Below are 13,796 nucleotides of genomic sequence, written 5' to 3'. Positions count from 1 at the left end.
TTCATGTCTGCATCGAATAATTTCATCACGCGACCGGTTCTTAGCACCGTTTGCAGTCTTTTAATTGTGATTGTGGGATTGATCGCAATTCCAATTCTTCCTATTGAGAATCTCCCCGATATTGCTCCTCCAACGGTCAAGGTACAGGCCACATATGTGGGGGCTGACGCTGTTTCTGTTGAACAAGGTGTCACCACTGTTCTTGAGCAGCAGATCAATGGAGTGGAGAATATGGACTTCATTACCTCCAACAGCTCGTCTGATGGAGTGAGCTCTGTCTCCGTTTCTTTTAATAGTGGAACGGATGGAAATATTAATCAAGTTAATGTCCAAAATAGAGTTTCGTTGGCTGAGCCCCAATTGCCTGAGGAGGTTCGTAAAGCTGGGGTCACCGTCAACAAGGCCTCGAATTCGATTCTGCTTGTTTATAACTTCGTTAACTCTGATCCTTCTAAAACAGAATATAGTGTGGAGACAATAAGCGGTTATCTAGATAAAAACTTAACCGATAATATTAAACGGGTTCCTGGTGTGGGGGAAGTTACTTATTTTGGTAACCGCAAAGTTGCTTTTAGGTTGTGGCTTGACCCGGAAAAGCTTGCAGCTAATGGGCTTACGTCTACTGATGTTGTTCAGCAACTTCAGAGTCAAAACCGGTTAGTCCCGGCGGGCAAGATCGGAGGTTCTCCCGCTCCCGAAGGTCAGCAATACACATTTACTGTGCAGTTGCAGGGACGTTTAACGACAGAAGCTGAATTCGAAAATATTATTTTAAAAACGACCGATGCCGGTGGTTTGATCAAGCTTAAAGACGTTGGTCGCGTGAGCTTGGGCGGTGAGGCCTACGGGATCGATGCGATGGACCTTAAAGGCACGCCTTCTGTTGGTGTGGCTGTTTATCAGCTTTCAGGAAGTAACGCCATTCAGGTGTCTAACGGTGTGAAGGAGGTGATCGAGAAATTTGAACAGACGCTTCCTGTTGGTCTTAATACTCAGGTGATTTACGACACCACTGACTTCATCAACCAGTCCATCAAAGGGGTAACCAATTCCCTGCGGGATGCGGTGATTCCGGTGGTCTTGATTCTGTTTTTATTCCTTCAGAACTGGAAAGCAACGCTCGTTCCTGCCATCGCCATTCCTGTGGCATTAATTGGTACGTTTGCGCTTGTGCTGGCCTTCGGGTTCTCCCTCAATCAGCTCACCTTGTTTGGTCTTGTTCTTGCAACGGGTTTGGTCGTTGACGATGCGATCACGGTGGTTGAAGACACCTCTGCCAAAAAAGCTGAGGGCATGACATCTGTGCAGGCGGCCATGGCCACCATGGATGAACTCTTCAGTGCTGTGATTGCGACGTCATTGGTCAAGATGGCGGTTTTCCTTCCTGTGTTGTTCTTTCCCGGAGCAACAGGAACGATCTACAAGCAGTTTGCTGCCACGATCCTCTTCTCGATTGGGATCTCAACCTTCAACGCACTGACGTTCTCGCCCATGTTGGCGGCCCTCTTGCTGTCGAAGGAAACAAAGCCGCTGAGCAAACAGCAATACGCCACAGCTGGCGTTTTTCTTGGTTTTGCCTACGGCCTTTTGAGCGCTGGCAATGGCGCCGGATTGGTTCTGATCCCAGTGGTTGTTGGTGCCTTGATTGGCTTCGTTGCGATGAAGCTCACATCGATTCCCTTGCGGATGCCTGGAGCTGCGGGTGGAGCCGTTGTGGGTTTGATTCTCGTGGGGGTGACCAATCTCATTCCGGTGATCTTGTTCACGCTGATTGGTCTTGTTGTTGGCTGGTTCATTCCTCAGATCTTTGTTCACTTCAATCGCTTTTACGCGGGTTTTGAAAAGCGCTATTCGAAAATTCTTGATCAGGTTCTAAAGGCTCGCCCGATCGTGATGGCGGCTCTTGCCGCTGGAATCCTGCTCACTGGCTTTGCTTTTACGCGCATCCCTGGAGGATTTGTTCCGATCGAAGACCAGGGTTATGCCATTGGTTTTGTGCAGGCTCCTGATGGTGTTTCGAATGAGACGACCCTTGCCATCAACCGCAAGGTGGCCGAGGTTTTGCGATCTGAAGATGATATTTCTGCTGCCGCCTTGTTTAGTGGGGCCAGTTTGGATGGAAACGCACCGAATAAGGGATTGTTCTTCTTTGGAACAAAGCATTGGGATGAGCGCCAAGGAAGTGAGCACTCAGTGGCGGCGATTGTTGAACGCTTGAACAAAAAATTGTTGATGTCGATTGATGGTGGTCGGGTGTTTGTGGTGGAGCCCCCTTCGATTCCTGGTTATGGCGCTGGTGGTGGTTTTGAATTCCAGTTGTTGGATCAAAGCAGTGGTGCCTATGGGTTGAACCAATTCTTTGCCTCTGCGGGGCAGATCATGCAGGCCGGCAATTCCAATCCAATCCTGAATCGTGTGTACACCCTGTTCTCGCCAGAATCACCTCAGATCGAAATCAAGGTGAATCGCGAGAAGATGGCGTCTCTAGGGGTTGATTTTGGCTCCGCTATGCAATCTTTCAGCGTTAATTTTGGTGGTGCCTATGTCAATGACACCTTCCAAGAGGGAAAGGTTCGACGCGTCTATGTGCAGGCTGATGATGTTAACCGAGCCACCCCTGAACAACTTTCGGCTGTTTATGTGAAGAGCATGAAAGGGGAACAAATCCCCTTGTCTGAGTTTTTCACTGTGAAGCCCACCAATGGCCCAAGTGTGATCCCTCACTTCAATCTCTATCGTTCGATCAAGATTGATGGAACACCCGCCGTTGGCAAAAGTTCTGGCCAGGCGATTACAGCGATGAAGACCATCTTCAAAGATGCCAATCTACAGGGGTTGGGATTTGATTGGACTGGTATTTCAAGAGAAGAGGTGAAGGCTGGGTCCTTGGCCGTGGTGATTTTTGCCCTCGGTATTTTGGCGGTGTTCTTGGTGCTTTCAGCGCAATATGAAAGTTACTCAGATCCAATCATCATTTTGTTGACCGTACCAACGGCTTTGCTTGGGGCCTTGGTGTTCCTTGGCGCGGCTGGTCAGGTCCTCAATATTTATGCCCAAGTTGGTTTGGTGATGCTCATCGGCTTGGCCGGTGGTAATGCGATTTTGATTGTGGATCTCGCAAACCAAAAAATGGCTGAGGGCACTTCGGCCCTTGAAGCTGCTCGCTTTGCTGCTCAATCGCGCTTAAGACCGATTTTGATGACAGCGATTTCTTCCCTCACAGGATTTTTGCCCTTGATGTTGGCAAGTGGAGCTGGAGCACAAAGTCAATCTTCCTTGGGTTTGGTGGTGTTTGGTGGTCTCTTGGTGGCAACCTTCCTTTCCACTTTGGTTGTTCCTGTGTTCTATGTGGTGATGAAATCGCTTCTAGGTCAGGCCGATGCCAAGCCTGCTTCTGATCCTCAGCTGAACTCATGACCAAAAAGACATTTAGTGGTTCAAGAGTGTTGGTGGCAATGGCGATTGGACTCGCGATCGGCTGTGCAATTGCCTATTTCTTGAAGGTTTTAATTGAGAACACCCCGGCTGAGATTGATCTCACCAGGCTGCGATTGTTCTACTTAATGGTGATTGCATCCTCTGGACTTGCTGGTTTTGCCATTGAATCCACCCGTCAACTCCAGGAAGAAGCTGTTGATCCCGTGTATCGCCATCCCAATGCCCATCGAGGCAGGCGTGGGTCACAGAAGAAATAACCTACGCCTGATCTCCATCAGGTAATCACGGTTGGGCGCTCCATGCCGGTGCGTTCTGTGATCTCAGCGAGCTGATTGATGGCTTGGATCATGTCGCCTAGTGCGACTTGGGGATCCTGAGCGAGGTCACCTGTGGTGGGGACGTAGCTCTCGAGATACACCCTCAATGTGGCTCCCTTGGTCCCTGTGCCAGAGAGGCGCAGCACCACCCGGCTTCCATCGTCCAGCAGGATGCGCAGCCCCTGCCCTTTGGTGACGGATTGGTCGACGGGATCGGTGTAGCTGAAGTTGTCAGCGGCACTGATGGTTCGACCCGCGAAAGGTTGACCGATGAGATTTGGAAGCATGGCTTCCAGGCGGTCATAAAGCCCATGTGCTCCCTCGCTTGCAACGGCTTCGTAGTCATGGCGCGAGTAATAGTGACGCCCGTAACGGTTCCAGTGTTCGCTCATGATCTCGGCGACACTGCAGCGTCGCTTCGCCAAAATCTGGAGCCAAAACAGGACGGCCCATAGCCCATCTTTTTCGCGCACGTGGTTGCTGCCTGTTCCGAAGCTTTCTTCGCCGCAGAGCGTGATGTCGCCAGCATCGAGAAGGTTCCCGAAGAATTTCCAGCCGGTCGGCGTCTCAAAGCATTTGATTCCCAGCTCCTTGGCCACCACATCCACGGCAGCACTGGTGGGCATGGACCGTGCAACCCCCGCGAGGCCTGAGGCATAGCCAGGGGCAAGGGTGGCGTTGGCCGTTAGGACGGCCAGGCTGTCGCTTGGGTTCACAAAGCAACGCTTGCCCAGAATCATGTTGCGGTCGCCATCGCCATCACACGCAGCACCGAATTGATAGGCATCACCGTCCATCAGGAGGTCGGCGAGTTCATGGGCGTAGGTGAGGTTGGGATCGGGATGCCCGCCTCCAAAATCTTCCAAGGGCGTCCCATTGCGGACGCTGCCAGCCGGTGCTCCTAAGACCTCTTCCAGCAATTTTTTGGCATAGGGGCCCGTGACCGCATGCATGGCATCAAAGGCCAAGGGGAAGTCGTTGCGAATCAGAGCGCTAATGCTCTCGAAGTCAAACAATGTCCTCATCAACGCTACGAAGTCATCGACGCCATCGATGACCTCGACCTGCATCTCACCGATGCTGTGCTGTCCTGGCGCCTGAAGGCTGATGGCAGGAGCCTCCACGATCGAATACCCCGTGAGGGTTTTGCTGCAGTCGTAGACCGCATCCGTAAAGGACGCAGGCGTGGGGCCGCCGTTGGCTCCGTTCACCTTGACGCCGAAGTCACCATCAGGGCCACCGGGGTTGTGGCTGGCGGAAAGGATGATCCCGCCGATGGCTTGACGTTGTCGAATGAGGTTTGAAGCGGCAGGCGTGGAGAGGATGCCGCCTGTGGTGACAATCACTTTCTGCAATCCGTGGGCCGCACCCATGCGCAGGATCACATCGATGGCGCGGAGGTTCCCATAGCGACCATCTCCACCGAGCACCAGGGTTCCGCCCTTCATTCCCGGGAGGGTACGGAAGGAGGCTTCGATGAAACTCTCTAAGTAGTGGGGCTGTTCAAACTGTTGGCTGCTTTTGCGCAGACCAGAGGTGCCTGGCTTTTGGTCGGTGAAAGGCGCCTCGAGTTGCACCTGCCGCTGGGTGGGTTCCGTCGGCATTGAAGGGGTCATGACGAGGCAGCATCGTTCCCCAAAACCTAAGCCTGTTGATGGGGGTTCATGGCTCTCGATCAGACCAGTTATCACAGCTATTGATAGGAAGCTCGGTTGACCGGCCTCTGAACAAAGAGCCTGACTTTGTCTATGCGCTTCGTGAGCATCCCTTGCTCAGGGCGCCAATCCTGCTTCACGTCTGATTGGCTGGAGAACCTCCTGAAGATGGATTGCTTGGTTTGCTGGGTTTTTCAGGATCAGCACAGACCACGGTGAGCCGGCGTGCGGGACTGTCAATGCTGTCGCGGCGTTGAGAGCTGTTGGTTGCGGCTGGCTTGGCTTCTTGCATCAGCTCCCACACCGTGTCTTTGCAGGCTGCTGGAAGGCGTGGATGGTCCATCAGTGGGTTGGCGATTTCACGCGTGCGCGTACAGGTGTCCACCGTGTTTTCCCGTGAGCAGGCGTAGGCCAGTAGCTGCAGGGACCTCAATTCATCCTTGGTGGGAAACGCTACGTATTTCAATTGTGCGCGAACCGCACTGGGCGCCAGGATCGCTAAGCCAACAAGCAGTGGCGAGAGTCGCGCGGGCAGAAGGGAAGTCATAGAAGCATTCTGGCGCCAGAACAAGCGCATGGGCGCACGCTGCCAAGCCGTCCTTTGCGCTTTGCGTACCATCTCGGTGAATGGATGGATTGGCTCAAGCCCTTGTCAGTTGTGCGTGTTGTACGTCTAGGTGTGCGTCTGGGCTTGTTTCAGCTCAGCCTTGGAATCCTCGGGGTTCTCATTCTTGGACTCCTGAATCGTCTCCTGATCACTGAGATAGGCGTCTCTGCTGCATTGACGGCTCTGGCCTTCGGAGCTCAGCAACTGATGGGGTTCAGCCGGGCTTGGTTCGGTGATCGTTCGGATCGAATCCCTCCGGGGCGATTGCGGCGAACCCCCTTCATCGTGCTGAGTTCGCTTGCCTTGTCGTTGCTGTTTGGAGGCGCGGGATGGGTGGTGCTGCAACTCGCCAGAACCATGCCCTCAGCAGAGCAGCCTTTCTTTGCTGCCTGGATGGGACTTCTCACCTTGATTTCCATCGCCATCGGTACAGCCGTTGCGGCGGGGGGAACGGCCTTCTCTGCTCTGATCGTTGATCTCACGACGGACCGCGAGCGTCCCCGTGTGTTGTCTGTGGTTTGGGGCATGCGGCTGCTTGGGGTTCTGTTAGGAACCGCTCTTGTGAATCGGATCTTTGGTGCAGCCTGTGGTTTGGAGGCCGGTCAAGCTGCCGTCATCGCTGGACTCGAACGGCTGATTGTGGTGACTCCCCTGCTGTTGTTTGGTCTTGGTGTGTTGTCAGTCTTTGGTTTGGAGCGACGTGATCTGCCAAATCAGGCAAGCGAATCTCTAGAGGGGGGCGATCAGGATGTGGCAGGCAACTCCAGGGACGGGCGTGAATCCCTGACGTTGCTTCAATTGCTTGGTCGTTTGCGATCGATTCCTCAGTTCGGACGATTTACCGGTGCTTTGTGCCTGTTCACCTTCAGCATGTTTCTCAATGACGCGGTGCTTGAGCCCTATGGCGCTGCCGTCTTTGACATGAGTATCTGTGCCACAACGGCACTGAATGCCTTTTTGGCAGTGGGCTTTTTTGTTGGACTTGGCCTCAGTGGTTTTCAGTTAGTCCACAGGATTGGCAACATTCGTACAGCCCAGTTTGGGGCAGTTTTTGCTTCGATTTCCCTCGCTCTGATGTTGTTGTCGGCGCCATGGCAGTCGTTTGAATGTTTGTATGTTTCATTAACTCTTTTCGGTGTGTCGCTTGGAATCTGCATTCATGCAAGCTTCACGTTGATGTTTAGCTTTGTGGAGCCAGGAAGGGTTGGATTATTGCTTGGAATCTGGGGGGCGTTGTATGCCTACTCCCGGGGATTTGCCACGATCAGTGGTGGTGGTCTTCTCACGCTGTTTAAAACATGGAATGGTGGCGATATGTTCGGAGCCTATGGCGGTGTCTTTGGCTTGCAGATGATCGGCTTCCTTGCAGCGGCTTTGCTTATGCGCCAATTAGATGTTGCTGGGTTCCGCAAGAATGTGCAGTTCAGCGTTGGTGATGTCATGCAAGGTGTTCTGGATTAAGGCGTCAAAGCCAAACAAGTTTTATCTTTTTGCACCAGTGCTGGTGTTTGTTTCCTTGCGCTGGACTCCGCTCCCGCATTTCGCTCGCTGTCGTGCCAGCTTCCGTTGGATTCGTGGCGTGATCCCCAGCTCGGCACCTCGCCACATCCGATCCATCTCGCGGGTGAAATGGGCAGCAAGCATGGGTGAGTGAATCACCAGCAGGGTTTCATCATTGGTGTGTGCGGCAGAGGGCGACCAATTGAAGGATCCCGTGATCACTTTGCGCTGGTCGATCACGGCGAACTTGTGATGGACATCCTTGAGATGGGTCTCTCAGTTTGGTTTCTCAGGGGTACTCAGTCACATAAAGCCAGAACCAAAGCCGCTCTCACTGATTGGACTGGGTGAGATTCCAAAGAGCTACAGAGAGCTAAGTGAAATTGGCTTTTGGTAAGGGTCAGCTTTAAGCCAGTTTCCAGTGATGGATCTGGATCTTGAGGAAAGCACCAACCCTGAGGAATAACAACGGTGCCCTGCAAGTGAGAGTCCGTCTGGACGGCAAGGATTATTTCATTAATCGCCTGGGTAGATGGGACGATCCTGTTGCCAGAGCAAGGGCACTATCGATCTCAGCAGAGATCTGGAGTGATTACCAGCAGGGTGATCTTGATTTGACGTTGAATCGCTACCGCCCGCTAGTGGATGGAAAGGATCTTGATTTATTAGAGGCGTTGAGGCAATTAATGGAAAAAAAGAATCAGGCAAGGGTGACCCATACCTATCGAACTGTCCTGAAGTTTGGTTGTTCGATCAAGACCAAGCAGGAGGTTCTGACCTTTGTTGAGTGGATGCAGCAGAGAGGACTTGCAGCATCCACCCAGTCCACGATCTTGAGCACGATCCGTAGTGTTCAACCCAAGAACAAGGCACTACATAAAGTCCATGTGAGGGTGCCTCATCGTTGTGTTCATCAAGAAGTCCTGAGCAAAGGAGAGATCCAGCAGGTGCTGGCAGATCTCAAGAGCAATGAGGAATGGTTCTATCCATGTTTTTTCTTTTGGATGAGTACAGGTCTCAGGAACTCAGAATTAATTGGTTTGACGTGGGACGCCGTTCGATTGGATGAGGGTGAGGTTTTGATTAGTAAGACACTGAAGAGAGATGGGACTGCAACTCATAGAAGAATTTGGGGCAGTACCAAGACAGGCAAGAGCAGGGTCGTCCCGATCAATCCACAAGTAGTGGAGATGATGATGCAGCATCGTTTAAGAATGCAAGAACTGGAAATGAATACCAAGAGTGGATTGGTATTCATTACACCAAGAACGCATCAGCATTTGTATGACTCTGGACTAGAGCACGTATGGAAACGTTCTCTAAGACGCCTAGGACTGCCCGTAAGGAGGTTGTATTCACAAAGGCATACGTTTCTATCCCATGCCCTTGCATTAGGGAATTCACCTGCTGATTTAGCAGAAGTTGCAGGGCATAGGACTGAACAATTACTGAATACTTATGCCAAACCAACTGGGAGAGTGCTACTTCCGAGTTGGTAGTTACCAAACAATCTTCGTTGAGGGTTCTACTGAGTAGCAAATGTTAGAGCAATGATAGAGAGACATATATCGCTCTTGAACATACAGATTGGCGTCAACCCCAAACTTCTTGTTTGCCAGCCAACACGCATATTTCGGAACAGTGCATTCAATATTATCGCTCCATACACCCCAGATCGCTTCTCGCTCATCTACAGAGAAATCCAATAGCTCTTCATTGAAATCCTTGGGATGTTTATCTGCGTACCATAAAATTTCATCTGTATCAAAGAAAAGAGCATCCTTAGAGCAAAAGTCGTCGCCTTGCGAGGGAATAGTTGCTCCATCTTCAAATCCTTTAGCGATTTCGCGAAGGATATCTTGATGTGGCGCTTTCAAGAGGTATTGATCCAAATCTTTTTTGTCGAAAGCACAACCAAGCGTTGCCTGTGCTTCAAAGATGCAATAGGTGTTACTCATTTTTAAAATTAGCTATATGTACATGCCGACCTTGTCGGCACATGCATAGTACACCTGTACTGCTAATTTGTCAACCCTTTCTGGGGTTGATCACCACAGATCACCTCTGCGCCTGCGAGCACGCTCATGCTTTTGCTTGATCAGATGGTTGATGCGTCCTTGGCGTCCTGATTGCTGCTGAGGTGAGCGCATGGGTGGCAGTTTTTGAACTTTGGGTGGTTTGCCACATGCTTCTTCTTTAGAAGAATCTGATGACTCTTTTGCAGTAGTGCTAGTGCTGTCATCAATTTTATTTTTATCAAAAACTGGTTTCTCAAACTTCAAACCTCCAATACTTTCAAGAGCATTCGCAAGGGTTGGACAGTTATGCCCTTTGCCTGTTGTACCCATGTGTTCTCGTTCTTTTACGTAAGCAATGAATTCAGTGGGAAAATGATCCTTGAGAAAGTTATGGAATTGTTTGCCAGTCCCGCATTTATGACACATGAAGTTGATGGAACTCTCCTTTTTGTAGAAGTATCCCTTTGCTTTTGATTCGCTGATCTTCTTGCCTTTGCTGTCGATGCCACCCGACTGGCAATAGGGACAGCAGAGTTGATGTGTTTCTCCACCCTTGAATCGATAGTGGAGAAGATGACTGGATATTTTGTCGATGAATGCTTGCTCTAAGTTCATGGTTATATTGCTAACTTGCCCTACAAGTATACCATAAGTTCTCGTTTTTGTAAAGTGCAATATGTATAAATAACCTTGTAAAGGTTAATCGAACTATTCAATAGTTGATTCTTAAGGGGTTGACAAATCTCTCCAAAGTGTGTATAATAACCTTGTGTTGAATGAACAAAAGATCTTTAGTTTCTTTGGGTCTTATGATTGTTTAGATTCAATCCTTTAGATCAATCCTAATGAGACGTGAGCGCAGCGAACGTTGCTTGAGCGTAGCGAAAGCAACTACTTCAATGAACTAGTTTCATGAACTTGTTTGGATCAACTTAAAGAATAGAGTTCTATTGTTGCCTTAGAGAATTATCTATGAGAAAGAGAAGATATGTTGTACAGGTTTCTTTTACGTATCAAGAGTATCTGCAGTTAAATCCACTTCTAATGGAACTGCAGGAGCATGTGGGAATGAATAAGTCACAGTTGATCAAAAGGATGATTGCATATCACGGATCAAGAATTTCTTGACAAAAAGGTCCTAAATAGATGGTAGTGACAAGAGCGATTGATGCAAAAAAGGATAGAGGTGAACCGTAAGGTCAGGGAACTGCTTTGGAAATTAGAGAGGAACAGAACATTCACTGGTCAGTTCAAAAGTGCTCAGGAGTACATTGAATTTTCTCTTGAAGAAGCAATGAAATGGATGGACAGGCATCCGCACAAAGAGATTAAAGGATATGTTGACTTTTAGACAGTTTTGCAAGATTGCAGAAGAGGGCACTGCCAAAAGGATGGGAAAGGTATGTTAGAAAAGGCAGCGAAAAGATCAGGAAACTTTTTAATATAAATGATATCTGAGAAATATTGCTTTGGCAAACAATCAATACGATAAATGCATAGGTTTTACCCGTAAACTGTTGGGTATTGATTAATAGTTTTCACTACTTCCTGGTGAAGAAGTTTTTTATAGTTTGATGGGTAGTCAAGTTGTCTCTTAATGCTAATTATGGTGAACAACGTGTCTTTGCGCTCGTTTATGCGATTGTGACCGCCTCGAGATCATTGATTCCAAGAAGCAGCATGATTTGGTCACCTGAGTTATCCGTAAACATCAAACCAGATTCTGTCTTGCTCCAGATGCCATCCATTGTGAGTTCAACCACATCTTCTCCAATGGTGTAATCCTGAATCACTGCATATCCTTCACCAGTGACTCCACGGAACGTGTCAGATGCTTTGTCTCCCCATACTTCTCCTTGACTGACTGCAAGAGTGTCGTTGTCTTTCCCACCCCTGTAAATGACGCCTGCGACTGTGCCTGTGATGAAATCCTTGCCCATATTGCCGTTAACTGAAGTTCCTTCTTCTGCACCAAAAACTTCAATGGTGTCACTGTCCTTGCCACCTAAGTATTCACCAAACCCACCACGCAAGATGATTGTGTCTTCTCCCATATTGCCATTGGCATAATTGTTCCCGCCAGTCACTTCAAGTAAGTCATCATCAGAAGGACCTATGTTGAGGTACTGGAGTGATTGGAGTCAGTGGAATTAAATTGAAGTGAATTCGTCAGTGCCTTTGGAATGCTCACGCATCGTGTTGAATCCCTTGGGGAAAATGCATGATTTGCATAAGACGAAACCTACTGCACGTGGTAACATTCCTCCAATAAATCTAAATAAAATGTTCATCGCGAAAATTTCTTCTCTTTTGCTTTTATCTTCACTCTTAATATCCTGCGGGGGGTCCAAGAGTATTAAATTGGACAATGGTGGGACCCTAAAGGTAAAGTCCGAAGATGTCAGTTGTAAACCTATGCCTAGAGAATCACGTCCAGATGACTATGAAAACCCCCCTTACCCTTACTCAATGACCTGCAGAGCTGCTGGATTTATTGTGATGCCATCAGGATCGAAGAGAAACTGGGGTGGAAAAGAAACAGTATGTAGAGGTGATAAGAACGGCAAAGTTCATATTGCTAGAAGTGATTCACTCATATGCTCTGCAGCAAAGGCATTCAATTACTAGAGGTAATGCTTGCTCTTGTCTTGTTCATTTTACGACCAATATAGCTTGTTGGTTGATAATCAGACACCTTTTCGATCGAGATGATCGTGGCGTTGTTTCTGCTGAGTTTTTGGTGCCTTAGTGCTTTTGTGACCACTGCGAGAAGTGATAAAGCCAGAACTCAAGCCACTCTTATCCCCTCTCGACCCCACTCCCGCATTTTCTTGTTTGTCGATCCAGCTTGCGCTGCATCCGAGCGGTGATCCCCAGCTCTGCTCCTCGCCACATTCGATCCATCTCACGGGTGAAATGTGCTGCTAATTGCGGTGACTCGATGATCAGGAAGGTTTCATCATTGGTGTGGGCGGCAGAGGGCGACCAATTGAATGAACCAGTAATCACTGTTTTGTTGTCGATCACCGCGAACTTGAGAAAGAAATGTGATGAATTTTATGTATTTCTGCAGAACAAATAAGCTAATAGATAGCAATCATGAGAAAAAGTTTCGACGCCATTCGTTTCCCTTTTCTGCCCAAGGGAAATAAGGTGCCTTCAATTCTTTTGACCATGTACGTAGTTCTTTATAGGAGATCTCGTATCCATTTGATGCTGCTATTGCAATGATCTGCTCGCAAGTTGTTGCTTCTTTTATCTGGGACTGCAAATCATTTCTTTCGCTAAGTATCGCGCAAAAATTTATTAACTGATTTGGAGGTGAGTTAATCACTGAACCCATCAAAAACATATTTTAATTGATGGTAGCGAAAATTCAAGTATCAATGATTGCACGTTTTGCATAAATGCTCCTTAATGCATGATTTGCATAAATGCTCCTCAATGCATGATTTGCATAAAAGTTTCAATCGCCTCTTTGGGGTATTGTTTTCAATGCGTTGTTTGCGGAAAAATTGTTCTTGTGCGGTCTTATTGTTTTAGAAGCAGAGCTCTAACTCGTCATAAATTTTAGATTTTTCAATAACTCTTTTCTTTAGGCACAATAAAAGCGACTGTACTTTCTCGTTGTCTATCAAGTTTTTCTTCACTATTAAGCTTTCGCCGCTGGTCAGGTCAAGGTCATAATCAAGGACTGAAAGATTCTCCATTACTTCTAACCCCAAGCATGTTGCGTAGCTGAGGGTTGCCTGGTCTTCAGTTTTACCTTCCCATTGTTCCTTTCTATACCTTTTCATCCTTGCTTCTGTGGACCATAATCCATGAGACCTAAGTTTTTCTTCAGTAAGTGGAAACCATCCTTTAGGTAGTGATAAAGCAGGGAATGATTCTAAATCTTGCTTGCAAATATTTTTTTTCTTTGTCAATGGGTGGTGTTTACTTGCAACTAGCTTTACTGGAGTTTTGCAAAGATCAATGACAGCAAAATCAGGATTATCCGGTTCTGGCAAATCGGGCTGATAACTACTTATCCATGCATCGATAATTCCTTCATGGATGAGATGGAGTGGTCGTGCCATTCCAACATGATTCCAGACACCATTAACCCATCCTTCTGGTACAGGCATTGCCAATGTTGGTCCAGACCAGAACGTTGCTTCTAATCGTAGTTTCTCTTCGTTGTTTCCTAATCTATAAAGTTGATGAATGTTTCTTTCCATGTTGATAAATGTTTTGTCGCCTTCTATTATTCAATCGCCAA

11 protein-coding genes and 2 pseudogenes are annotated in these 13,796 nt (G+C 48.3%); 4 read left to right on the top strand and 9 right to left on the bottom strand.

The genetic code is table 11. The features are described from left to right. The first annotated feature begins 3 nt into the window (after positions 1-3). Positions 4-3,417: an efflux RND transporter permease subunit gene (locus SYN8016DRAFT_RS11095; protein WP_006854508.1), complete on the top strand. Its 3,414-nt coding sequence runs from the start codon at positions 4-6 to the stop codon at positions 3,415-3,417. Next, the gene (locus tag SYN8016DRAFT_RS11090) at positions 3,414-3,695 is read left to right on the top strand and encodes a hypothetical protein (protein ID WP_006854507.1); all 282 of its coding nucleotides are present in this window, start codon (positions 3,414-3,416) and stop codon (positions 3,693-3,695) included. Before SYN8016DRAFT_RS11095 ends, SYN8016DRAFT_RS11090 begins: the two co-directional genes overlap by 4 nt. Before the next feature lie 17 nt (positions 3,696-3,712). Here SYN8016DRAFT_RS11090 and SYN8016DRAFT_RS11085 read toward each other — a convergent pair whose 3' ends face one another. After that, a complete protein-coding gene (locus SYN8016DRAFT_RS11085; RefSeq protein ID WP_006854506.1) occupies positions 3,713-5,371 on the bottom strand; it encodes an alpha-D-glucose phosphate-specific phosphoglucomutase in 1,659 nt (552 codons plus the stop codon). 175 nt (positions 5,372-5,546) lie between these two features. Next, positions 5,547-5,957: a hypothetical protein gene (locus tag SYN8016DRAFT_RS11080; RefSeq protein ID WP_038014629.1), complete on the bottom strand. Its 411-nt coding sequence runs from the start codon at positions 5,955-5,957 to the stop codon at positions 5,547-5,549. 84 nt (positions 5,958-6,041) lie between these two features. Here SYN8016DRAFT_RS11080 and SYN8016DRAFT_RS11075 point away from each other — a divergent pair, with 84 nt between their 5' ends. After that, the gene (locus SYN8016DRAFT_RS11075; RefSeq protein WP_006854504.1) at positions 6,042-7,478 is read left to right on the top strand and encodes an MFS transporter; all 1,437 of its coding nucleotides are present in this window, start codon (positions 6,042-6,044) and stop codon (positions 7,476-7,478) included. Between the two features lie 21 nt (positions 7,479-7,499). Here the strand turns inward: SYN8016DRAFT_RS11075 and SYN8016DRAFT_RS11070 are convergent. Next, positions 7,500-7,775: pseudogene (locus tag SYN8016DRAFT_RS11070) on the bottom strand (phospholipase D-like domain-containing protein); the annotation flags it as partial. A gap of 224 nt (positions 7,776-7,999) precedes the next feature. Here SYN8016DRAFT_RS11070 and SYN8016DRAFT_RS11065 point away from each other — a divergent pair. Continuing rightward, complete coding sequence (locus tag SYN8016DRAFT_RS11065; protein ID WP_006854503.1) at positions 8,000-9,016, top strand: site-specific integrase; 1,017 nt, start codon at positions 8,000-8,002, stop codon at positions 9,014-9,016. Here SYN8016DRAFT_RS11065 and SYN8016DRAFT_RS11060 read toward each other — a convergent pair whose 3' ends face one another. The 6 genes and pseudogenes from SYN8016DRAFT_RS11060 to SYN8016DRAFT_RS11040 all read right to left on the bottom strand — a co-directional run bounded on the left by SYN8016DRAFT_RS11060 (position 9,017) and on the right by SYN8016DRAFT_RS11040 (position 13,755). Further along, a complete protein-coding gene (locus SYN8016DRAFT_RS11060; RefSeq protein ID WP_006854502.1) occupies positions 9,017-9,475 on the bottom strand; it encodes a hypothetical protein in 459 nt (152 codons plus the stop codon). A 90-nt stretch (positions 9,476-9,565) separates the two neighbouring features. Beyond that, positions 9,566-10,150, bottom strand: a complete 585-nt coding sequence (locus SYN8016DRAFT_RS11055) for a hypothetical protein (protein ID WP_006854501.1) — start codon at positions 10,148-10,150, stop codon at positions 9,566-9,568. Between the two features lie 1,019 nt (positions 10,151-11,169). Next, positions 11,170-11,622, bottom strand: a complete 453-nt coding sequence (locus tag SYN8016DRAFT_RS11050; protein ID WP_141561490.1) for a hypothetical protein — start codon at positions 11,620-11,622, stop codon at positions 11,170-11,172. 712 nt (positions 11,623-12,334) lie between these two features. Continuing rightward, a pseudogene (locus SYN8016DRAFT_RS11045) lies at positions 12,335-12,571 on the bottom strand (phospholipase D-like domain-containing protein); the annotation flags it as partial. 61 nt (positions 12,572-12,632) lie between these two features. After that, positions 12,633-12,878 (bottom strand): Nif11-like leader peptide family natural product precursor, encoded by a 246-nt coding sequence (locus SYN8016DRAFT_RS16045; RefSeq protein ID WP_159098327.1) that lies wholly within the window; start codon positions 12,876-12,878, stop codon positions 12,633-12,635. Between the two features lie 196 nt (positions 12,879-13,074). Further along, complete coding sequence (locus SYN8016DRAFT_RS11040) at positions 13,075-13,755, bottom strand: LysR substrate-binding domain-containing protein (RefSeq protein WP_006854497.1); 681 nt, start codon at positions 13,753-13,755, stop codon at positions 13,075-13,077. Positions 13,756-13,796: the final 41 nt, after the last annotated feature.

The sequence above is a fragment of the Synechococcus sp. WH 8016 genome, from assembly GCF_000230675.1.
GTDB lineage: Bacteria > Cyanobacteriota > Cyanobacteriia > PCC-6307 > Cyanobiaceae > Synechococcus_C.
Note: the sequence above shows the minus strand (reverse complement) of the source record. Positions and strands in the feature narration are given on the sequence as shown.